At 65.3% G+C, this 20,218-nt stretch carries 19 protein-coding genes; 2 read left to right on the top strand and 17 right to left on the bottom strand.

Annotated features, from left to right (window positions below; all coding sequences use genetic code 11):
- Positions 1 to 177: 177 nt before the first annotated feature.
- Positions 178 to 1,443: a cytochrome-c peroxidase gene (locus CD932_RS11895; protein WP_094442832.1), complete on the bottom strand. Its 1,266-nt coding sequence runs from the start codon at positions 1,441 to 1,443 to the stop codon at positions 178 to 180.
- A 203-nt stretch (positions 1,444 to 1,646) separates the two neighbouring features.
- On the opposite strand from CD932_RS11895, the gene acpA reads away from it, so the two are divergent.
- On the top strand, positions 1,647 to 3,779 hold the full coding sequence (gene acpA / locus CD932_RS11890; protein WP_094442831.1) for an acid phosphatase: 2,133 nt from the start codon (positions 1,647 to 1,649) through the stop codon (positions 3,777 to 3,779).
- Positions 3,780 to 3,782: 3 nt separating this feature from the next.
- Here the strand turns inward: acpA and CD932_RS11885 are convergent, their stop codons facing one another.
- Positions 3,783 to 4,082 (bottom strand): hypothetical protein, encoded by a 300-nt coding sequence (locus tag CD932_RS11885; RefSeq protein ID WP_094442830.1) that lies wholly within the window; start codon positions 4,080 to 4,082, stop codon positions 3,783 to 3,785.
- A gap of 204 nt (positions 4,083 to 4,286) precedes the next feature.
- Between CD932_RS11885 and CD932_RS11880 the strand changes: the two genes are divergently transcribed.
- Positions 4,287 to 5,258 (top strand): EDSAP-1 family PEP-CTERM protein, encoded by a 972-nt coding sequence (locus tag CD932_RS11880; RefSeq protein ID WP_094442829.1) that lies wholly within the window; start codon positions 4,287 to 4,289, stop codon positions 5,256 to 5,258.
- Positions 5,259 to 5,263: 5 nt separating this feature from the next.
- On the opposite strand, the gene CD932_RS11875 is transcribed toward CD932_RS11880, so the two are convergent.
- The 15 genes from CD932_RS11875 to CD932_RS11805 all read right to left on the bottom strand — a co-directional run bounded on the left by CD932_RS11875 (position 5,264) and on the right by CD932_RS11805 (position 19,806).
- Positions 5,264 to 6,196: a LytR C-terminal domain-containing protein gene (locus tag CD932_RS11875; protein WP_094442828.1), complete on the bottom strand. Its 933-nt coding sequence runs from the start codon at positions 6,194 to 6,196 to the stop codon at positions 5,264 to 5,266.
- Positions 6,197 to 6,206: 10 nt separating this feature from the next.
- A complete protein-coding gene (locus tag CD932_RS11870; protein WP_094442827.1) occupies positions 6,207 to 7,145 on the bottom strand; it encodes a type II secretion system F family protein in 939 nt (312 codons plus the stop codon).
- A gap of 13 nt (positions 7,146 to 7,158) precedes the next feature.
- Positions 7,159 to 8,136, bottom strand: a complete 978-nt coding sequence (locus CD932_RS11865; protein ID WP_094442826.1) for a type II secretion system F family protein — start codon at positions 8,134 to 8,136, stop codon at positions 7,159 to 7,161.
- Positions 8,137 to 8,420: 284 nt separating this feature from the next.
- The gene (locus CD932_RS11860) at positions 8,421 to 9,443 is read right to left on the bottom strand and encodes an IS110 family transposase (RefSeq protein ID WP_094442825.1); all 1,023 of its coding nucleotides are present in this window, start codon (positions 9,441 to 9,443) and stop codon (positions 8,421 to 8,423) included.
- Positions 9,444 to 9,789: 346 nt separating this feature from the next.
- A complete protein-coding gene (locus tag CD932_RS11855; protein ID WP_094442824.1) occupies positions 9,790 to 11,136 on the bottom strand; it encodes a CpaF family protein in 1,347 nt (448 codons plus the stop codon).
- A gap of 21 nt (positions 11,137 to 11,157) precedes the next feature.
- The gene (locus CD932_RS11850; protein ID WP_094442823.1) at positions 11,158 to 12,327 is read right to left on the bottom strand and encodes an AAA family ATPase; all 1,170 of its coding nucleotides are present in this window, start codon (positions 12,325 to 12,327) and stop codon (positions 11,158 to 11,160) included.
- A gap of 69 nt (positions 12,328 to 12,396) precedes the next feature.
- Complete coding sequence (locus tag CD932_RS11845; protein WP_094442822.1) at positions 12,397 to 13,017, bottom strand: TadE family protein; 621 nt, start codon at positions 13,015 to 13,017, stop codon at positions 12,397 to 12,399.
- A complete protein-coding gene (locus CD932_RS28805; protein ID WP_176460933.1) occupies positions 13,007 to 13,489 on the bottom strand; it encodes a TadE/TadG family type IV pilus assembly protein in 483 nt (160 codons plus the stop codon). Before CD932_RS28805 ends, CD932_RS11845 begins: the two co-directional genes overlap by 11 nt.
- Positions 13,486 to 14,901 carry a pilus assembly protein TadG-related protein gene (locus CD932_RS11835; protein ID WP_176460932.1) on the bottom strand — a complete coding sequence of 472 codons (1,416 nt, stop codon included), beginning with the start codon at positions 14,899 to 14,901 and terminating at the stop codon, positions 13,486 to 13,488. Before CD932_RS11835 ends, CD932_RS28805 begins: the two co-directional genes overlap by 4 nt.
- A 28-nt stretch (positions 14,902 to 14,929) precedes the next feature.
- Positions 14,930 to 15,241 (bottom strand): hypothetical protein, encoded by a 312-nt coding sequence (locus tag CD932_RS11830; protein ID WP_094442820.1) that lies wholly within the window; start codon positions 15,239 to 15,241, stop codon positions 14,930 to 14,932.
- A 16-nt stretch (positions 15,242 to 15,257) separates the two neighbouring features.
- Positions 15,258 to 16,694, bottom strand: a complete 1,437-nt coding sequence (locus CD932_RS11825; RefSeq protein WP_094442819.1) for a type II and III secretion system protein family protein — start codon at positions 16,692 to 16,694, stop codon at positions 15,258 to 15,260.
- A gap of 25 nt (positions 16,695 to 16,719) precedes the next feature.
- On the bottom strand, positions 16,720 to 17,574 hold the full coding sequence (gene cpaB / locus CD932_RS11820; protein ID WP_094442818.1) for a Flp pilus assembly protein CpaB: 855 nt from the start codon (positions 17,572 to 17,574) through the stop codon (positions 16,720 to 16,722).
- Entirely contained in the window at positions 17,571 to 18,941 is a 1,371-nt protein-coding gene (locus tag CD932_RS11815) for an ATPase (RefSeq protein ID WP_094442817.1), read from the bottom strand. Before CD932_RS11815 ends, cpaB begins: the two co-directional genes overlap by 4 nt.
- A 94-nt stretch (positions 18,942 to 19,035) precedes the next feature.
- Positions 19,036 to 19,569: a prepilin peptidase gene (locus tag CD932_RS11810; RefSeq protein WP_094442816.1), complete on the bottom strand. Its 534-nt coding sequence runs from the start codon at positions 19,567 to 19,569 to the stop codon at positions 19,036 to 19,038.
- Between the two features lie 54 nt (positions 19,570 to 19,623).
- Entirely contained in the window at positions 19,624 to 19,806 is a 183-nt protein-coding gene (locus CD932_RS11805; RefSeq protein WP_094442815.1) for a Flp family type IVb pilin, read from the bottom strand.
- Positions 19,807 to 20,218 lie beyond the last annotated feature (412 nt).

The following is a 20,218-nucleotide window of genomic DNA, read 5'->3' as shown; positions in this document are numbered from 1 at the left end:
AAGTACAGTTAAACCCAGTGCAGCATCTTGCGTCAAGTCAACTATTTTCTATTTATGATAGCTGTGGCAAGAGTGTGGTAAAACTGCAAATTCCACCTGCTGAGCACCCCAGCTTGCGCGCAGGTCCGCTGGGCCGCGCCAGCGAGCCTTTTTAACCTCATCCAATGCGCGGACCCATCAAGCCGCCGGCACCTTGTACCCATCCGTCAAGGTCTTCAAAAACACGATCACGTCCGCGATCTCCTTCTCGCTCAAGGCCGGCGCCTGGCCCTTTTTCCGGTCAAACGGCGCCTCGACGTTGACGTTCGCTTCCATCCCCGGCGGCATGTCGTCGTACTTGTGCACGCTGCCGTCCGGGTTCTTCGGATACCATTTTTGCGGCGCCGTGTCGCGCTCGACGTAAAAGCGCATCACCTGCTCCAGACTGGTGAAGCTGCCGTTGTGGAAGAAGCTCTTGCGCAGCGCCACGTTGCGCAAGGACGGGGTCTTGAAGCGGCCGCAATACTCCTGGTGATCTTTCAGATCGGTGCGGTCGGGGCCGCACAGGCCCAGGTCAAAATAATGCGGGTCGGCGTTGACGGGCAGCTTGTTGTTGCGCGGCACGCCGATATTGATCAGGCCGTAGTCGGTAAATTGCGGGAAGGCGCCGCCGGCGGCAACCCGGCTGATATGGCAGGACGCGCAATTGCCCTTGTTTTCATCGTTGAACAGGGCCAGGCCGCGCAGCTCCTGCGGGTTCAACTGCACCTGCTTGCGCAAAAAGGCGTCGTACTTGCTGGTGTAGGGATAAAAGTCCGCCGGGCTTTCCTGGAATACTTCCAGCGACATCAGCACCCAGCGCAAGGCCTGCTCGGGCTGCTCGAAGATCTTCTCGCCATACACCTTGCGAAACTGCGCCGCCAGCGGGCCTTGCCGCAGTTTTTCCACCACGGCGGCGCCATCAACGTTGCCCATTTCATGCTTGGCCAACAGCGGCGTGAGGGCCTGCTCGTGGCCGGACTGGGCGCGGCCGTCCCAGTTGCGCCCGCCCGTCGGGCCGGCGTCGACGCTGTCATCGCCATCGTCGTCATGATAGTGCTCGGTGAAGGCCGGGGTGTTCTGGAGATAGCGCAGCGACGGCGCGGCACGCGTGCCGGCGTCTTTCAGCTCGGGGCCGCCGAGCTGTACCGCCAGAGCGTTCGGCGGACCATAAGCGTGCTCGGGGCTGTGGCAGCTGGCGCAGGACAACTTGCCCGAGATGGACAGGCTGGGCTCGAAAAACATGGCGCGGCCCATCGCCGTCATGTCCGCCACCGACGGCTGACGCTGCGCCGGGGCATAGGCGGCATTCAGGTAAGCCGGTGCGGAGGCAACGGTGGCAACGGCGGCGGGGGCTGGCTTGGGAACTGGCTGCGGCTGGCAGGCGGCCAGCAGCAACAGCAGAAACGGCGTGAACTTCATCATGGCGGCAATCGAACAGCTGTGAACATGGTCGGGCAGCGTAGCAACGCCATATGACCGCTGCGTGACAAATCGGGCACAACAGCCTTTGCAACATTACGGCATGTATCGCATGTAACGAAACATGGACATGTCACGCAGCGGACATATTGCCTGCCTAGCATCCGTGTTTTTCCACCCCTCCTTTCCAACCTTGAGGCATGAGCATGAAACCGCACGCAAGACCTGCATTACGCCCCCTCCCCGTCTTACTGGCCCTTAGCTTGGGCGCCGGCCTGGTGGCCTGCGGCAGCAACTACGCGCTGACCCCCACCACCAAGGGCCAGGTGATCGGCAGCTACTATGAGAACGCCCAGGTCTGCAGGGAAAGCACGACGGCGGCGCTGACCTGCGCCAGCGATTCAACCGCGGTGCGCACGGCGGCCGACGGCAGCTACAGCGTGCAAGGCGAAGGCGCCGTGCTGGTGGTGGTCGATACCGATGCGCTCCGCCACGAGGTGGTGGGCGATGCGGGCAGCAAGGTCACGCAAAAGCTGCTGCTGCGCGCGCCGAAAGGCCATGCGGCGTTCGTCAGCGCCGTGTCGACCGAACTGGCGCAGGTGATGGATGGCAATGGCGGCGATTTTGCCGGCGCCAGCAGCAAGCTGGCGGCGCGCATCGGCGTATCGGAAGCGGCCCTGGCGTCTGACTTCAACAAGGCCAGCGGCGACGACCTGGCGAAACTGAAAGCGGAAAACAGCAGCGTCACCGCAGTGATCGCCGGCGCCAGCGCGCAGGCGGCGCCGGCCGACGCCTTGGCCGCACTGAACAGTGGCCTGGCGCTGAATAATATCCAGACCATCGTCGTGATCTACGCGGAAAACCGCGGCTTCGACACGCTGTACGGCCTGTTCCCTGGCGCCAATGGCGTACCGGGCGTCAACCCGACCTCGACGTCGAGCTATGTGCCGCAAAAGGATATCGACGGCAGCACCTTGCCGGTCTTGCCACCGACCTGGGGCGGCATGACGGCGGCCGGCCAGAGCACGGTCGTTACACAAGCGCAATCGGCCAACCTGCCCAATAAACCGTTCCAGATCGACGACGCCAACAGCCCGATCAGCCTGCCGCAATCGGTGATTACGCGCGACCTGGTGCACCGCTTCTACAACAACCAGATGCAGATCAACGGCGGCGCCAACGACAAGTTCGCGGCCTATTCCGACGCCGGCGGCCTGTCCATGGGGTATTACGACGGCAGCAAGATGAAGCTGTGGGATATCGCGAAACAGTATGCACTGGCCGACAACCTGTTCATCGGCGCCTTTGGCGGCTCTTTCCTCACGCACCAGTACCTGATCTGCGCCTGCGCACCAACCTATCCGAACGCCGACACCTCGGTGGCCAAGGGCTCGATCTCGAAGATCGACGTCGACGCCAAGGGCAACTTCGTGCGCCTGACGCCAGCGGCCAGCTCGCCGGCAACCGTGTTGAATGGCGCGCCCGTGTACGCCAACGACAGCACCTTGACCCCTGCCGACAGCACTGGCATGTTCTACGCCGTCAACACCATGCAGCCGGCCTTCCAGCCGAGCAGCAATGCGCCGGCCAGCAATGACAGCAGCAAGCTGTATGCCGATACCAGCAAGGCCAATACCTTGCCGCAACAGACGCAAACGAATATCGGCGACCTGCTCTCTGGCAAGAACATCGACTGGGCCTGGTATGCGGGCGCCTGGAAAGACACCACGGCGCTGGCCACGGCCAGCGCGCGCGGCAGCAGCTTTCCGAGCCCGCCGAACTTCCAGTTCCATCACCAGCCGTTCAACTACTTTGCCAATATGGACCCGGTCAAGGCGCCGGCCTACCGCGCGGCGCACTTGCGCGACTTCGACAGCCAGTTCATGACGGATGCGGCGGCCGGCAAGCTGCCGCCGGTGACCTTCTACAAGCCGCAGGGTAACCTGAACCAGCACGCCGGTTACGCCAGCGTGGCCGATGGCGACGCCCATATCGCCAGCGTGATTGCGCAGCTGAAACAAAGTCCGCAGTGGAAGAACATGCTGGTGATCGTTACCTACGATGAAAACGGCGGCTTCTACGATCACGCCGCGCCACCGAAAGGCGACCGCTGGGGTCCGGGCACGCGCGTGCCGGCGATCCTGGTCTCGCCTTACGTGAAGAAGGGCCTGGTCGACCATACGCAATACGACTCGGCCTCGATCCTGCGCGCCATCACCCACCGCTTCTCGCTGCCGGTACTCGACGGTTTGAGCGTGCGCGACAAGGCGCTGGTGGCCAATGGCGGCAAGCCGATGGGCGACTTCAGCGCGGCGCTGGCGCTGTTGCCGCAGGAGTAAACGCTAGCCCTTGCGGCTGTCGAGCCAGTCCTGGCCGCCAGCGGCCAGCGCGGCGGCGATGACTGCCTCGGGCAGGCTGTAGACGGTGGCCCAGCTGGCGCGGCCGTCCGCCGTGTTGGCTGGAAAACTGTGCGTCTCGATCGGCCAGTGATATTTGCGCTTCAGGGCCTTGACGATGGCGGCCAGCGAGACGCGGCCCTGCAGCGGCTCGGCGCCGGCCTGGTCGCGGTTCGACAGCAGCACGGCCAGGACCTGGCCGCGCCCGGTGCGTGCGCCGGGAAAGGTGGGGGTTTTGTTTGCCATCGCCTATTTTTACACATCCCCGGCACGGCACCGTGTCGGCGTTTCTTACAGCCAGCGCATTCCCCTTCAGTTCGCTTTTCACAAGTCATTGATTCGATTTGGCTTTTTTGTTTGGCACGCAAGCTGCTTATCCAGGTTGACCACGGCACTCAGATGCGCCTTCTGAATGTCACCGACTGACCTGACCATGATAACGAGGTTGCGATGAACGATCACCCACGAAGCAAGACCCTCTGCCTGTTCGGCGCGCTCGCGGCGGCCGGGCTGCTGGCGACCACCCAGGCGCAGGCCGGCGCCTATGGCCTGGCCATCAACGATATCAATACTTTCCGCATCACCACCAGCTCCGGCACCGTGGCGCTGACGGGCGCCAACCGCAACGCCAGCGACAGCACGTATTTTGAAAATGCGGCGCCCGTCAATCCGCGCGCCATCAATACCGGCCCCACCGCCAATGCCGATGTGCCGCAGGTATGCGCCGGTGGCGGTTGTGCCGGCATGCAGCAAAACAACTATGCGCCCAGCCCGGTGCTTGAGTTCGCGCGCGGCGACGCGCATTCCTTCGGCAATATGCTGACCGGCACCGGCGCCACCATGCGGGCCGTGTCGGAAGCGCAGCGCGATACCGTGGGCGCCGCCTCGTCGACGGCCGGCGACACCCTGACCGGTTCGGTCAACCTGACCCTGTCGCGCGCCGGCTTCATCACCTTCAGTTTCCTGGCGCGCCGCGACCTGCGCAGCAGCGTCACCAGCTTGGGCGACAAGTCGAATGTATCGATCATGGATATTTTCAGCATTGCCTGCAATGCCGCCAGCCCGGCCGGTTGCGCCACGCGCGCCAATGCCGACGGCATCGTGTTCCAGTTCGCCCCCGATGGCGACGCCAACAATGGCAGCGACGTGAACGGCGATCATGCCACCGGCAGCCGCGATCCCTTCAGCCTGAACCTGACGGCCGGCACCAACGATCCCGGCACCGCCCGCGCGTTCACGAACAACTTCGCGCTGTTTTCGCTGACCTCGAATTTTGCCTTGCCGGCCGGCAGCTACACGCTGAACTTTTCCAAGTCGACCCGCACCGATATCGTGGTAATCCAGCAGGTGCCCGAACCGGCGACTTTACTGCTGCTGGGCATCGGCCTGGCGGCGCTGGCGACCACCCGCCGCAAGGCGTAATTTCACTAGCCGAGCCGCGCCAGCGCCTGGCGCGCCTGCTCGAGCTGCCGTACATAGTAGCGGTGCAGCACGTCCGGATCGAGGTCGCGGCCGAGGATCAAACGCAGTTCGCTGGCGGGGCAATCGGCGGCGACCGCCTCGACATGGGTGCCCAGCTGGCGGGCCAGGCGGCGCGCCGCCTGGCGCTGCGCCGGCCGGTATTCGACACGCGTGCGCGCCACCTGGAACGAGGCGGCATTTCCCGTACGGACCACCTGCACGGCGCTGCCGGCCAGGCTGCGCGCCAGCGCCGCCGCCATGCCCGGCTTGCCATTGCCATTGAGAATTTCCAGCCGCGGGGGCGGCGCATCAAGGCGACTCGCCACCGGCAAGCTGGTCGCCGCCACGCGCCGCAAGCGCGCCATGCCGGCGCTTTGCGTGATCTCGATACGGTCCATCGCTGGCGCGCCGGCTGCGGCCGCCATCACGGGCGGCGCCGCCGGCAACAGCTCGGCAGGCGCTACGGCGCTCACCTGCAAACCTTGCGCCTGCGCCAGCATGCGCGCCGCCCGTTCCGGCTGGCCCAGCCTGGTCAGTACCTGCGCCAGGCGCTGCCACGCCAGCGCATGGAGCGGGTCGAGCAGGCAGGCTTTTTCCAGCACCGGCAAGGCGTCGGCGTCGCGCCCCGCCAGCACATACGCATGACCGAGATTCCTGAACAGATAGGCGTGGCGCGGCGTATCCAGGCCGGCGCCAGCCGTCAGCGCTTCCCAGATGGCGATGGACTGGCGCAGCTCGCCGCGCTGCGCATGCAGCACCGCCTGGCCATTGCGCGAGGCCAGCTCAAGCGGGACCGGGCCAGGTGCGGTCACGGGGCCGGTGTTGGGGTTGAGGCTGGAACAGGCGCCGAGCAGCATGCAGGTGCCGGCAAGCGCCAGGCGCGGCAGGATAAGAGACATGGGACTCCTTTTATTGGTTGGCCATGGCCGGCACCAGCACGCGATAGACGTCGATCACGGCCGGCCCCATCAGCACAAGCATAAGGGTGGGAAACACGCAGAAAATCAGCGGGAACAACAATTTCAAGGCGATCTTGGCAGCCGCCTCTTCGGCCAGCAGGCTGCGCTTGCCGCGCAAATTGTCGGAATGCACGCGCAGCGAATCGCCCATGCTGGTGCCGAAGCGCTCGGACTGGATCAGCATCGCCACCAGCACATCGACATCCTCCACGCCGCTGCGCAGGGCCAGGTTGCGCAGCGCTTTTTCCTTGGTAAAACCGGCGCGCATTTCCATCAGCACCAGTTGCAGTTCCTGCGCCAGCACCATGCTCTTGATATGGATTTCCCCGGACACTTTCACCAGTGCGCGCTCCAGGCTCAGTCCCGCTTCGACGCAAACGGTCAGCAGATCGAGCGCATCGGGAATATTTTCAAAGATGTCGCGCTGGCGCCGCCTGGCCGTGCTGGCCAGGACCAGGTTGGGCAGGTAGTAGCCGACGGTGGCGCTGACGCACAGGAGAAACATCAGCGCGCTGCGCATCGAGGCCGCCATGCTGCTGGCCGCATACAGCGCCAGCACGGCTGGAAACAGCAGCGCCAGCACCGACTTGGCGGCAAAGTACAGCGCCGGCGCACTGGCCTGGCGCCAGCCCGCGTTCATGAAGCGGGTCCGCAGCGGCGAGCGCTCCCAGCCTTCCTCGGGCAGCGACAGTTTCGAAAACGGCTGGGCCACGCGCGCCACCCGTTCGACCCAGCCGTGTTCGGGCGCCACCTCGCTGGCCACCGGCGCGGCGGCGCCAGAGAGGCGCTGGCGCAAGCTGCCGGGAAAAAAAATCAGCGAGGCCGCCACCGCCAGAGCGGCCACCACGGCAAACACGATCAAGAGAAAAAGAACTTGCTGGCCAGTCATGGCACACCTCCTGTCAAATACGGATACGAATCACCTTGCGCATCCAGACCACGCCCAGCGCCACCATGCCGGCCGCATACCACAGCAGGCGAATGCCGGCCGGATCGGTCCACAGCAGGCTGATGTATTGCGGATTGACCAGCGACATCACGCCTATCATCACCACCGGCATCAGGCCCAGCACCCAGGCCGACATGCGCCCTTCGGCCGACAGCACGCGCACCTGCCCCAGGAGTTTCAAGCGCGCGCGGATGATGCGGGCGATGCTCACCAGCACCTCGGCCAGGTTGCCGCCCGATTCGCGCTGCACCAGCACGGCGATCACCAGATAACGCAAGTCGGTCAGCGGAATGCGCACGGCCAGGTTCTGCAGCGCTTCATTCATCGGCACGCCGTAATTGATCTCTTCGTGGGCCTGCTTGAATTCGCCACTGATCGGTTCATTGAGTTCATCGCCGACCATTTGCAGCACGTTCGAAAACGAGTGACCGGCGCGCAGCGCACGGGCCAGGAAATCAGCCGCTTCCGGCAACTGCGCCTCGATCTTTTGCAGGCGCGCCGCGCGCGCGCGCAGCAAGAACAGCAGCGGTGCGCCCAGGGCCATGGCCAGCAGCAGCAAGGCGCCCGGCAGGGGCAAGGACCAGGCCGCCAGCACCAGCAGCGCCGCCAGCAGCAGGCCGCCGGCGAGCGCCAGGAACTGCGCCACCGACCACGCCAGCCCCGCCTGCAACAGCAAGCGGTCGAGCGCCGCGCATTGCGGTATTTTTCTCAGCATGCGCTCCAGGCCGGGCGCGCGCGCATAGCGGCGCTGCTTGAGGATCGACACGCGCTCGCCGCCAGCCTCGCCGCGCGCGGCCATCAGCCGCAAGCGCCGGCTGATGCGCCGCGCCGCGCTGCCGTGCGTACCCGACCACCACAGCCAGGCGCCTTCCACCATCAGGATGCAGGCGGCGAACAGGACGATGGCAAAACCGTAGAACACCAGATCCATGGCGACTATATGGACGTCTCCCGTTTGCCAAGGTGTTTTTTGTGTGTTCCAGACAGGATAGGCTGCAGTTCTATATCCGGCCTTGCGGCAACGGTCTCTCCCCTGCCGGCCCCGATGAAATCCGCTGACCTACACCTCATTCTCCTGGCGGGCTTTGTGCCCGACTCGCCATTCAGGTTTAGTAAGTCCCGGTCTGACCTGTTTGTCATCACACGTTAATACCTTGCGCAACCTTTTGACATTCCATCCTTATGTTGATTGATATTTACGTTCGTTCCGGGCTGTTACGCTGGTCGGAGACTGACGTGTTCTTTGTCGTACTTCTGATCGTGCGCCAGCAGCGCCCAGATCGTCCTTGCTATTTTGTTCGCCAACGCCACCACGACCACGTTCGGCGGGCGGCGCTTGCCGATGTCCTGCAACCATTTGCCTGGCTCCTTGGTATGCATCAGCACTGACCTGGCACCATGAGTAAGCAGCGTGCGCAGGTAAGTGTCGCCGCGCTTGCTGATCCCGAGCAGCCGGACCTTGCCGCCTGTTCCGGTCTGCGCCGGCACCAGACCAAGCCAAGCGGCGAACTCGCGCCCGGACTTGAACGCGTTCGCGTTGCCCATGGCTGCCACCGCCGCCGTCGCCGTCAGCAAGCCGACACCTGGAATCTCGGCGATCGCCTTACTGGCCCGGTCTTGCCGCATCCATGCCAGCAGCCGCTGCTCAATCTGCAGGATCTGTTGGTCCAGCCGGGCCAACATGTCCCACTGTTCGCGCAGGGTATCGATTAACAGGGCAGGCAAACGCTCAGCCAGTCGCGCCAGCGCGTCCTTCATGCCACGGTTCAGCGCGGTCCTGCCAATCGGCATCACTTCGCCGTACTCGCCAAGCAAACCGCGCAAGCCGTTGCTCTGCATCGTGCGAAACTTCACCAACTGCTGCCGCATCCGGTGCAGGGACAGCACCGCCTGCTGCATCTCGCTCTTCACCGCCACAGCCCGCACGCCCGGCTGTTGTAGCGCAAGCCAGATCGCGCGCGCATCGGCGGCATCGTTCTTGTTGCCATTGACAAAAGCCTTGACCGCCTTGCCCGCCATCATCCTCACTTCGTGTCCCAATGCCTGCAAGGCGCGCGCCCAGTGATGCGACCCTCCGCACGCTTCCATCCCGATCAGGCACGCAGGCTTGTTGACGAAATACTCCAGGAACTTAGCCCGTTTGATCTGCTTGTTCAGAACCTCTCCGGTTTCTCGGTTGACCGAATACACCTGGAACACGTTCTTGGCAGTGTCGACGCCATAAGCGGTAAAATTCATGGTGGGTTCTCCTTCCCTCAAGTGGTTTATTTGCACTTCCACTCTGGCACATTTGATGCCGTTGGCAAGCGAGAACCCACTCCTTGCCACGCGTCATCTGCCATCTATCTCGCCGCCAGTCACAGGCCGCCAATTCTCCCCACGTAAAACAAGCCAACCACCTCGTGATCCGTCGGCAGGGGCGATTTGAGCCGAGCGAAGGCGAGGTAGCCCGAAGGGCGTACCCCTGCGCATGCCCGGCGCTCCTCCAGAGCGTCCGGACGTTGCCCGCCGATTCGCGTAATTCGCTTTCAGTTCGATTCATCGCTGCGGCTCGTGTAGGAGGGAGACGTCCATTTCATTCTCCTTATTCATAGATGCGGTCGGGATCGAACACGCTGTCAGGCACGGGCGCGCCGAACATGCGCAGGCGCTCGGTAAAACGGGGCCGCACGCCGGTGGCGCAAAAGTGGCCCAGCACGCGGCCGGCGGCGTCGACGCCGGTCTGCTCGAAGCGGAAGATTTCATGCATGGCGATGATCTCGCCTTCCATGCCCGTCACTTCCTGCAGGCTGACCAGCTTGCGCGCGCCGTCGGTCAGGCGCGACACCTGCATTACCACCGTCACGGCCGAACAGATCTGCTGGCGCGTGGCGCGCGGCGTCAGGTTCACATTGGCCATGCCGACCATGTTTTCCAGCCGCGCCAGCGCGTCGCGCGCGGTGTTCGAGTGGATCGTCGCCAGCGAGCCTTCGTGGCCGGTGTTCATCGCCTGCAGCATGTCGAGCGCCTCGGCGCCGCGCACCTCGCCCAGGATGATGCGGTCGGGCCGCATGCGCAGCGCGTTGCGCACCAGCGCGCGCTGGCTCACTTCGCCCTTGCCTTCGATATTCGGCGGGCGCGTTTCCAGGCGCACCACGTGCGGCTGGCGCAGCGCCAGTTCGGCCGCGTCCTCGATGGTGACGATGCGCTCGCTGCCGGGAATAAAACCCGACAGCACGTTGAGCAGGGTGGTCTTGCCGCTGCCGGTGCCGCCCGAAATCAGGATATTGATCTTGGCCTGACCCAGTGCCTGCAGTACCTGCACCATCGGCGGCGTCAGGCTTTTATAGTCGAGCATGTTGGCGATCGTCAACGGCTGCACCGCGAAGCGGCGGATCGACAGGATCGGCCCGTCGACCGCCAGCGGCGGAATGATGGCATTGACCCGGGAGCCGTCCGGCAGGCGCGCGTCGACCATCGGACTCGATTCGTCGACCCGGCGGCCGACCCGCGAGACGATCTTTTCGATAATCTTCATCAGGTGCGCGTTGTCGTGGAAGGTGACGTCGGTCAGCTCCAGCCGCCCGCCCCGCTCGACATACACCTTGTCGCAGGTATTGACCAGGATGTCGGACACGCCCGGGTCGGCCAGCAAGGGTTCGAGCGGACCGAAGCCCAGCATCTCGTGCTGGATGTCGAGCACCAGGCTGTGCCGCTCGTGCTGATTCAGCACGATGCGCTCCTCCTCGATCACGCGCTGCACCAGCAGCGCCAGCTCATGCTTGAACTGCTCGGCCGTCAGGCGCTTCAGGCGCTCCAGGTCGATACGGTCGAGTATCGTCTGGTGCATGGTTTTCTTCAGCTCCTGGTAGGCGTGCAGCGCCAGGGCGCCATGTCCGTGGCTGGCCGGGCGCGGCGGCTCGTTGGCCGCCAGGCGTTCGCGTAGTGTCATCTCGTCTCCCTTGAGGTTGGGTCAGGTATCGCTGCGGCTGAACAGGCGGTCGAACAGGCCGCGGCTTTCCGTCACGCGGCGCGCCGTCACCTGCTCGACCAGCTCGGCCAGGCTGCGGGCCACGGCGCTGGTGCGCGACAGTTGCAGCAGCGGTATGCCCTGGTTGACCGAATCGGTGGCGGCCAGGTAATCGTTGGGCACCGTATGCACCACCGGGGCGCCCAGCGCCTGCTCCAGGTCGGCCAGGCGCAGGCGGCCGCCCTTTTCGTAGCGGTTGACGATCAGCCGCAGCCGCTCGGCCGGATAGCCGAGCGAGCGGAAGATGTCGAGCAGACGGCGCCCGTCGCGGATATCCGGCAAGGCCAGTTGCAGTACCGGGTAAATGGCGTCGGCGTTGTCGAGCGCGCGCAGCGACAGCGCATCGATCTGGCGCCCCACGTCGAGCACGATGTAGTCGTAGTGCTGGCGCGCCACGGCCAGGATGCGGTCCATGTGATCGGGCTGCATGTCGACCTTGTGCGCTGGATCGTCGGCCGCCGCCAGCACGCCGAAGTTGGGCGTCACATGCACCAGGCAGGACGCCAGGAAGGCGCCGTCCATGCGCGCGATCTGCGCGCAAATGTCCGACAGCGTCATGGCCGGCTTCTGGTCCGACACATACAAGGTGGCGTCGCCGAACTGGCCGTGCAGGTCGATCAGGAGCACCTTGCAGCCGGCCAGCGCCGCCAGCGCATAGGCAAAATTGGTCGACAAAAAGGTGGCGCCGCTGCCGCCCTTGCAGGAGATAAATGCCAGTACCTTGCCGTCGCGCATTTGCGTCACGCCGGCCTGGATATCGACCCGGTCCATCGCTTCATGGAAGGCCTTGTGCACCAGCGGCAGCTGCAGCACCTCGCGCATGCCGGCGCGCATGGCGCGGATCAGCACATCCTGCTGCTGGCCGCGCGTGAGCAGCATCAGCACGGCCGCCGGATACTGGCGCGCCAGGCGCTCGAGCAGGTCGGCCTCGTCGGCGTCGATGCCGCTGGCGTCGACGATCACCAGCTCGGGCGGCTCGGGCAGCATGCGTTCGACGGCGTCGCGCAGGCCGCTGCGGCGTTCCAGCAAGCGCAGCACCGGCATGCGCGCGGCCCCCTGGGCGGCGATTTCATCGTGCAGCTGGATGTCACGGCTGATCATCAAGGCTCTCATTGCATATCCTCAGGATAACGATACTACGGTCCGGCGCTCCGGCGGTCCGGCGCTCCGGCGGCCCGGCGATCAAGGGCAAAAAGCGGGGTTGTCCTGGTAGCCGAGCGACTCGGCCACCACCAGCGTGACGCCACTGGGCAGGCGCACCGCCTGCGCACCCGAAGGGAACATCTTTTCCAGCATCGGCAGGATCGGCCGGTACGGCACCCGCTCGCAGCTGCCGGCCGTGTTCCCACTGCCGGGCAGGCACAGCTGCGCGCGCACGTAGCGGATGCAGCTGGCGCCGTGCGGATCTTGCAAGCAATTGATGCGGTTACGCTGCGGACAGCCCGGCATCGCGCTCACCGGCGCGGCCGCCGGCATGCCGCCAGCGGACGCTTGCGACAAATACTCGATGCGCACATAGGCGTCACTGATGGCGCCGCCCAGCGCCAGCCGGCCCGGCCCGGTGCGCAAGATGGCCTGCTCGCGCACCGATTGCAACAGATTGGCATTGCTGAAGTCGCTCACGGCGGCGGCGCGCGCGGCGCGGCGGGTGATTTCAGGCACCACGTTCCACAGATAGATGGCGCGCGCCACTTCCAGCAAGGCAAACATGAAAATAAAAAACAGCATCGCCAGGATGGCAAATTCAACGGCAAACACGCCGCCCTGGCGCCGCCGGCGCACCCGCATGGCCTCAGTTCGCATAGCGCTGCACCGTGTTGGCTTGTAATGAAATCGGCTTGAGGCGCGGCAGCCAGCCCATGGTCAGGCCGGGCAGGAAATCGATGGGCAGCTTGGCGACGAACTTCACGCGCACCTGCAGCGGCCGCGTGTCATACGAGCCGCAGGGATAGTCGCCCTCGGCGTAGACGCACTCGACGCGTATAAGGTTGGCCTTGAGCAGCGGCCCCGTCTCGGCCAGCGCCTGCTGCACCAGTTGCGTGGCAAATATGGCGGCCTGGTTGGCGGTGTCTTCACTCGTCATCTGCTGCAGCGGCAGGGTCGCCATGAAGCGCGCCGCGTCCTGCGCGCTTTTTTGCACCGCCGTGTACATGAACAGGGCGCGTCCGAACAGCAGCACCACCGGCAGCAGGCTGATGAAAAACAGCAGGATCAGCGCCAGTTCGATCGCCGCCACGCCGTCCTGGCGGCGCCTGGCGCAGCAGGCCCGCCTCATTGCAGCAGCTCCGCCGGCCCGCCCAGCGTCAGCTCGCTGGCCACGCCGGCAAATTCGCCGCTCAGCATGTCCGGCGCGGCCGGTGCCGTCATGAAAAAGCGACCGATGGCCAGCACCTCGACCAGCACGTCGCTGCCGGCCGGCACGGGACAGGCAAGCAAGGCGACATGCAGCACGCGCCGCTCTGCCACTCCCGCATTGCCGGCGGGCGCCGTCTGGAAGGCCGGCAAGGCATAGGGCGTGCCGATGACAGGATAGGTGGCTTTCATGGCCGGCGCCGTCGGCAGACCCGGATACAGGCTGGACCAGACAGTATTGGGAAAGGCCACGTAATCGCCTTCCGGCTTGGGATTGGCATAGCGCACCGCCTTGGCGAACGACCATAGCGGACCATAGCTGGCCGGTGGGATGCTGGCCGGCTGGCCGGCACCCGGCGGCGGCAGGTCGGCCACCGTCAGCAGGGTAGCGCCGCCGCTGGCCAGCGCATGCGAGGAGGACGGCACGTTCATCCACCAGCCCGGCGGCAAGCTGGCCGGAAAAGGAAACGGGCGAATATTGGTGTCCGGCGGCGCCGACACCGGGTTGCAGCGATTGGCTGCATAGTCATTGAAGCGCGCATTGAACGACGGCCACAGGTGGCTGGGAAACGGCCGGTGCACGTGGATGCGCTGGCCGCCCAGCGACGCATGCAACATGGCGCCGCTGCAGATGAAAGGCTCGACACTGGTGTCGCTGATCTGCTGCGAGGCGCCGATGGCGCCCAGCGGCCCCAGCGGATTGAGCAGGAAATGCTCGGCATCGGGACCGTGCGGGTTCAGCTTGAACAGGTTATAGGCCACGCCACGCCGGAAACCGAATTCCAGCGCTTCCTTTTGCTCCGGCGGCCCCGGATTGGTGCGCAAGGACGCCGGATCTGTCGACAGCGCGCAGATCGCCAGCGGCGTAATGCGCACGCTGCTGCGGCCAGCCACCGCGCGCGCGCCCGTGTCGAGCGTGCGCAGCGTCGGCGACCAGGCGCCCAGGAAGGCGGTCGCCACTTTCCCCAGCGCCGGCAGATTGGCGCGCGTATCGATGCGCACGAACAGCGCCTTGGCCGGATCTGGCACGGCGCCCGCCGCGTGCCAGGCGCTGGCCGGCGCATCGGGCGCGCTGGCAAAGCGGATGCTGTCGTCGGACAGCGGCGCGCCCTGCGTACGGCGCTTGTACAGGCTCTGGCCAGCCGCGCTTTTCGCCTGCGCCACGGCGTTGGCGAGGCCGCCGGCCGTACCCACCAGTTCGGGCGCAGCCGCCAGCGCTGCATTGTCGGCCAGGTTCTGCAGTTCGGTCTTGCGGCCGATGACCTGGCCGACATCGAGCGCCAGGCCGATAAAGCCCAGCACCACGATCAGCATGATGGTAAACATGATCAGCATCGCCCCCTGCTGGTGCTGAAGCTGGCGTCTATTTTCCACCATTACCTCCCAGCAGGAAGGACACCGGCGGCGCCACTTGCCCGTTCGGCTCGGCAAACGAAGCGCGGTAGCGTTCCATGACGGCGCGCGCGCTGGCACCGTCCAGGCCGTTGGCTGGCGCGGTATTGCCGGCGGCGGCCGGGTCTTGCACCTGCTGCGCCATGGCCAGGCGCGTGGCCTGGCCAAAGCGCGCATCGAAACGCGGCGTGCCGCCTTGCACGCAGGCCGCCAGTGGCAGCAGCGGCGCCAGCAATGCCAACCGCGCCAGGCGCCGCATCAAGGTCAGTGTCGTCAATCGCATGGCATGGCTCCCCGGCTTATGGCAACTCGAAGCCGCCCACCGCAGGCGGCGTGGCGGGCACGGACAAGGGCGGCGGCGCGCCTTCCATCTTGCCGTTCAACATCAGATCCATCCTCGAAGGCGGCGTCAGCTGCGCCGTCGGCAAGACGGCGCCAGCGGGCGGCAGCGGCTTGACCAGGTGGGCCGTGATGACGAACAGCAGTTCGGTGCGGTCATGCTGGAAATCGGTGCTGCGAAACAGGGCGCCCAGCACCGGCAGCTCGCTGAGCCAGGGCAGGCCGGTGACGTTGCTGACCTGGTTGTTCTTGATCAGGCCACCGATCGCATAGCTCTGGCCGTCGTACAGCTGCACCGTGGTCGAGGCGCGCCGGGTGGTGATCACCGGCAAAATCGACCGGCCGCTGACGCCGGCGCTGGAAATGCCGACGCCTTCGCGCGACAGCTCCGACACCTCGGGCGCCACCTTCAGGTTGATGCGCCCGCCCGACAGCACGGTAGGCGTGAAGCGCAGGCCCACGCCGTACTCGCGCTCTTCCAGGGTGACCTTGTTGTTGTCCTGGCCAACCGGAATGAAAATCTTGCCTCCGGCCAAAAAACTGCCCTCCTGGCCGCTGATCGCCATCACCGTCGGTTCGGCCAGGATGCGCACCAGCCCATCCTGTTTCTGCGCTTCGATGGTCAGCTGCTGGCCGTTCGACTTGCGCAGGTCGAGCAGGCCGTTGGCCGCGCCGGTCAGGAAATTGGACAGCAAGGTGGTGGCCCAGCTGCCCGAGGCAAAGCGCAGCGTGGCGCCCACTTCCAGGCGTTCGAGCAGCGACTTCGATACTTCCGCAATCTGCACCGCCAGCATCACTTGCTGCGGCGCGCTGATATTGAGCAGATTGATGATGCGCCCGGCTGCTGCGCCCGCGCCCGGCACGGCAGCCGCGGGCGCGGGCGCGGCGCCGTCGGCCGGTTTCGGCAGCGCCAGCGGGGTGGTGGCGCGCCGTACATATGCTTGCGCCAGCTCGACGGCGTGCAGCACGCTATCGGCGTCCTGCACCGTGCCCGACAGCACCAGGGTGTCGGCGGCGGCCGTGACGCGGATGGCTTTTTCTTCCGGCATCAGTTCGGCCAGGGTCGCGCGCAAACCGGCCGGGTCCATGCTGACGGTGACGTTGACCACGCTGCACACGCCGCTTTTGCCCTGGATAATCATGTTGGTGCTGCCGATATCGGCGCCCACCACGTACAAGGTGTCCGGCGCCACCAGCATGGCCTGCGCCACGGCCGGATTGCCGACGCTGCGCTGCAATACCGCTTCGGGCAGGCGCAGCATGCTCGACTTGCCCACCTCGAGTTGCAGATGGCCAGGCGTGGCGGCGGCGCCACCGCAGCGCGGGCCGGTGTCGGCGGCGGCCAGCGGCGCTGTCGGCAGCAGGATCAAACACAGGATCGGCAGGGCGCGTTTCATAGGAGGATGTCCATGGTGGAGGCGGCTAGAAGCACTCGCGCGAGGCGCGCGTGCCATCGATCAGGCCGCTGCAATGGCGCGGTGGCGCCACCGCCGCCACACGGCGCGGCGCGGCCGGCTTGACCGGCGCCGGTACGCTCGCCAGCGCTGGCGTCGCCGGCCCGGGCGTCGGCGCGCCCAGCAAGGTCAGTTTGGTAGCGCCGTCGGTCACGCCCGGCCGCGGGTCGACCTGGTTGCGCAAGACCAGCGACAGGCTGCCCACGCTGCGCGCCAAATCCAGGTTTTCGGCCTGTGCGGGCGTCACTTCCAGGGTCACGGCATTGACCACGCGCGGCTTGGTTTCATCGCGCCCCACTTCCTGCGCCACCGCCAGCACCAAGATGCGTTCGAGCACGATCTTGGAGATATTGCGGCTTTGCGGATACGTGCGGTCGCCCGCATCCTGCTGGGTGCTGACGATAATGTCGACATAATTGCCCGGCAAGGCAAAGCCGGCCACGCCGATCACGTCATTGACGCGCACGGTGATGGCGCGCCGCCCTTCCGTGATCAGGGCCGACAGGCCGCCCAGGGTGCCGACCGGCGCCAGCTTCGACTCGCTCAGCGGTTCGCCGCGCAGCACGCTGCTTTTCAGCACCCGCCCCGACAATGCCAGGGGGTCCTGCAGCGCGCCTTCGGGCAGGCTTTCGGTCGGCCATTCGGCCAGCCGCAGCAGGTCAGGGTTCAGCCGCTGGCCCAGGTTGACGTCGGCGGCGGCGACCACGATCTTGCCCTTGCCGACGGGACTCTGGCGCAGCAGCCAATGCGAGGCCAGCAGCACGGCCAGCAGGCCCAGCACGATGGCCAGCGCCATCATCGTCAGTGCGCGCCGGTTCTTCATGCGATACGCTCGCCGGGCACGGCGTCAGGCGCGTCGCAGCCGGCAAACAGGCTGCTCCAGGCCTGCTCCAGGCTGGCCACCGTCAATTGCGCTTCGCCACCGGCAAAGCCGGCGAAGTCGGCTATACGGTCGAGCAATTCACGCGGCGTACTGGCCAGTAGCAGCCGCCCGCTGGCGCCATGCAGCTGGCGCAGCAAGTGCTGCAGCACTTGCTCGTCGAAAGCGATGCCGGTGGCGCGGCATTGCTGGCGAAACAAGGCGCGGTAGGCACTTTCGCCCAGCGGGCCGACCTGCACCTTGTAGCCGATGCGGCGCAGCAGCGCGGCATCGAACAGGGCGGCCGGCGCCAGGTTGGTGACCAGCAACAGGGCATAGTCAAATGGCATGCTGATGCCGGCCCCGCCACGCAGGCCCAGCTGGTCGGCGCCACAGGCACCCGGCTGCATCAGGCGCGCCAGCAATTGCGGCGCGGGCAGGCGCTGGCAGCCAAGGTCGTCAATGATGAGCATGCCATTGTTGGCGCGCACATGGGGCGGCGCCTGATAGCAGCCACCGCCTTCGTCATGGCGCAGCTCCAGCGTGCCGGCGTCAAACCCGGCGCCCACCCGGATCACGGGGCGCTGGCACAGCACCCAGCGGATATCGGTGCTGCGGCGTTCGAGCGCCTGGCGTGCATGGCCGCCATGCTGGGGCGCCGGTGGCAGGTGCACGGCCGGGTCATGCAGGACGATGATGTCGTGCCCCACCACCACGGCATGGGGCACCGCCACCAGGCCATGGAGCAGCTGGCCCAGTTGCAGCGCCAGCGAAGACTTGCCGCTGCCCGGCGGCCCGTACAGCAGCAGCGAACGGCCGGAATGCAGGGCCGCGCCGACGCTATCAAACAGGCCCGGCCCGGCATGGGCGCCGCCCAGCAGCGCCGCCAGGTCGTCGCTGTTCACGCGCTGCTCCTGCGCCCGCCAGGACTGGCGCGCCACCATCTCGCGGTAGGATGCCAGCGTGACGGGGGCTGCGCCCACGTAGGCGCAGCGCTCCAGGTAGACGGCCGCATGCTGCTTGCCGGCGCCTGTCAGCTGATATTGCACGTCGATCTCGGACTCGCCGCGCCACGCCACTTCGGCCAGTTGCTCGACGATCATGAAATCGAGTACCTCGCGCAGCACATTGATCGACAGGCGCAAGCGCGTGGTCAGTGCCGACAAGTGGCTCTTGCCGCCCACCAGCAGGGCCTTGGCGATCAGTTCCAGCACCAGTTGGCGCTCCAGCCCCGTTTCGCGCAAGCTTTTCGGCTGCGGCGGCAACGGTGGCATCAGCGCCGCATCGGCTGGACGGCTGGTCTCGACGGTGAAATAATCGACCTCGGTCATGCGATTTCTCCCCTGCTTGGCTAGCTTGCGAAAGACAGAATTTCATTCTATCGAGCAACTACAAACGGGCATTGATTCGAAGCAATGATCTGTTTCAGAAATAATTTTGTCCTTGCACCAGCACGCTGCCCAAGGCAATCGCCAGGCCATACGGCATATTGCCGACGCTCTGCTGGTGCGTGGGCGGCGCGGACGCCAGCGGCAGGCCGGCGGTGCGCGCCATCAGCGGCCACGGCAACTGGCGCAGATTGCGCCAGCAGGCGCGCCAGTTGCCTTGCCAGGTCACGATCAGCACGGCCATCAGGCCACCGAGCACAAAGGTGGCCAAGCAGATCAGCAGGGTGGGCCAGGGTCCGGCAAAGGCGCCGACCATGGCAATAAGCTTGACGTCACCGGCGGCCATGCCGCGCAGCAAATACAGGGGCAGGAACAGGAAGAAACCGGTGGCCACGCCGCCCAGGCTGCCCGCCAAGCCGGAAGACGGCGCCAGCAGGCCCTGCAGGCAGAACGCGGCAAGCAGGCCCGCCAGTACCAGCCGGTTGGGAATCTTGCGGCACATCAGATCGCTGACGGCGGCGGCCGTCACGAAGACCAGCAGCAGCAGATCGCACAGCACGCTTGCGGACATAAGGAGCTCCCGTCAGAAAAGCCCGCCACCGGTTGCCCGGCGGCGGGCACCTGCTTAAGGCGTCAACACCAGATTGGTCGAAATCTGGGTGAGGACAGACAGCAGGTTGGTCTTGATCAGCAAGAAACCGGCCGTGATGGCGGTGGCCATCAGGGCCGCAATCAGGCCGTATTCGATTGCCGTAATGCCATCCTCATCCTTGACGAACTGCTGCACTGCTGACAGGAAGGTATTCATGACAGGCTCCCAAAAGTGAAACACAAATCCCTGGTGCAATCGGGTGTGAAACATTGTCCATTCCTGCTACTATGTTTCTTGCCGTAAATTTCTGCACCATTGCAATGACTATAAAACGCCGGCAATTTGCCAAATTGACGCGCCACAAGTTTTCATATGGAAATTATCAAGCTTGGGCAAAATGGGAGCAGATCGCGGACGACCGGGCAACGATGACGACAGCAGACAGCACCGCGATACGGTAAATCGCATGTATTTACATGAAATCTTGCATACGGAATTGCCTATGAGGCAAAAAAACATTATCCTGCTTAGCTCTTCTTTGGAAAGGCATCTCGCCGCTGCTTAGTGCCACCAAATAACCCTTGGCTTCTTGTAGACGAACGCGTTGCTAGACGCAATGTTGGTATGA

It is taken from the genome of Janthinobacterium sp. PC23-8 (assembly GCF_002250505.1).
Taxonomy (GTDB): domain Bacteria; phylum Pseudomonadota; class Gammaproteobacteria; order Burkholderiales; family Burkholderiaceae_D; genus Janthinobacterium.
The sequence above is the reverse complement of the archived record's forward strand: the minus strand, read 5'-3'. Positions and strand labels throughout refer to the sequence as shown.

Coding starts and splice junctions, on each gene's coding strand:
- CD932_RS11855 (WP_094442824.1), bottom strand. CDS start 11,136: ATGACACTACGCGAACGCCTGGCGGCCAACGAGCCGCCGCGCCCGGCC.
- CD932_RS11815 (WP_094442817.1), bottom strand. CDS start 18,941: ATGACCGAGGTCGATTATTTCACCGTCGAGACCAGCCGTCCAGCCGAT.
- CD932_RS11895 (WP_094442832.1), bottom strand. CDS start 1,443: ATGATGAAGTTCACGCCGTTTCTGCTGTTGCTGCTGGCCGCCTGCCAG.
- CD932_RS11885 (WP_094442830.1), bottom strand. CDS start 4,082: ATGGCAAACAAAACCCCCACCTTTCCCGGCGCACGCACCGGGCGCGGC.
- CD932_RS11830 (WP_094442820.1), bottom strand. CDS start 15,241: ATGCGATTGACGACACTGACCTTGATGCGGCGCCTGGCGCGGTTGGCA.
- CD932_RS11860 (WP_094442825.1), bottom strand. CDS start 9,443: ATGAATTTTACCGCTTATGGCGTCGACACTGCCAAGAACGTGTTCCAG.
- cpaB (WP_094442818.1), bottom strand. CDS start 17,574: ATGAAGAACCGGCGCGCACTGACGATGATGGCGCTGGCCATCGTGCTG.
- CD932_RS11845 (WP_094442822.1), bottom strand. CDS start 13,017: ATGCGAACTGAGGCCATGCGGGTGCGCCGGCGGCGCCAGGGCGGCGTG.
- CD932_RS11875 (WP_094442828.1), bottom strand. CDS start 6,196: ATGTCTCTTATCCTGCCGCGCCTGGCGCTTGCCGGCACCTGCATGCTG.
- CD932_RS11835 (WP_176460932.1), bottom strand. CDS start 14,901: ATGCTGATCATGTTTACCATCATGCTGATCGTGGTGCTGGGCTTTATC.
- CD932_RS11810 (WP_094442816.1), bottom strand. CDS start 19,569: ATGTCCGCAAGCGTGCTGTGCGATCTGCTGCTGCTGGTCTTCGTGACG.
- CD932_RS11870 (WP_094442827.1), bottom strand. CDS start 7,145: ATGACTGGCCAGCAAGTTCTTTTTCTCTTGATCGTGTTTGCCGTGGTG.
- CD932_RS11850 (WP_094442823.1), bottom strand. CDS start 12,327: ATGAGAGCCTTGATGATCAGCCGTGACATCCAGCTGCACGATGAAATC.
- CD932_RS11825 (WP_094442819.1), bottom strand. CDS start 16,694: ATGAAACGCGCCCTGCCGATCCTGTGTTTGATCCTGCTGCCGACAGCG.
- acpA (WP_094442831.1), top strand. CDS start 1,647: ATGAAACCGCACGCAAGACCTGCATTACGCCCCCTCCCCGTCTTACTG.
- CD932_RS11880 (WP_094442829.1), top strand. CDS start 4,287: ATGAACGATCACCCACGAAGCAAGACCCTCTGCCTGTTCGGCGCGCTC.
- CD932_RS11865 (WP_094442826.1), bottom strand. CDS start 8,136: ATGGATCTGGTGTTCTACGGTTTTGCCATCGTCCTGTTCGCCGCCTGC.
- CD932_RS28805 (WP_176460933.1), bottom strand. CDS start 13,489: ATGAGGCGGGCCTGCTGCGCCAGGCGCCGCCAGGACGGCGTGGCGGCG.
- CD932_RS11805 (WP_094442815.1), bottom strand. CDS start 19,806: ATGAATACCTTCCTGTCAGCAGTGCAGCAGTTCGTCAAGGATGAGGAT.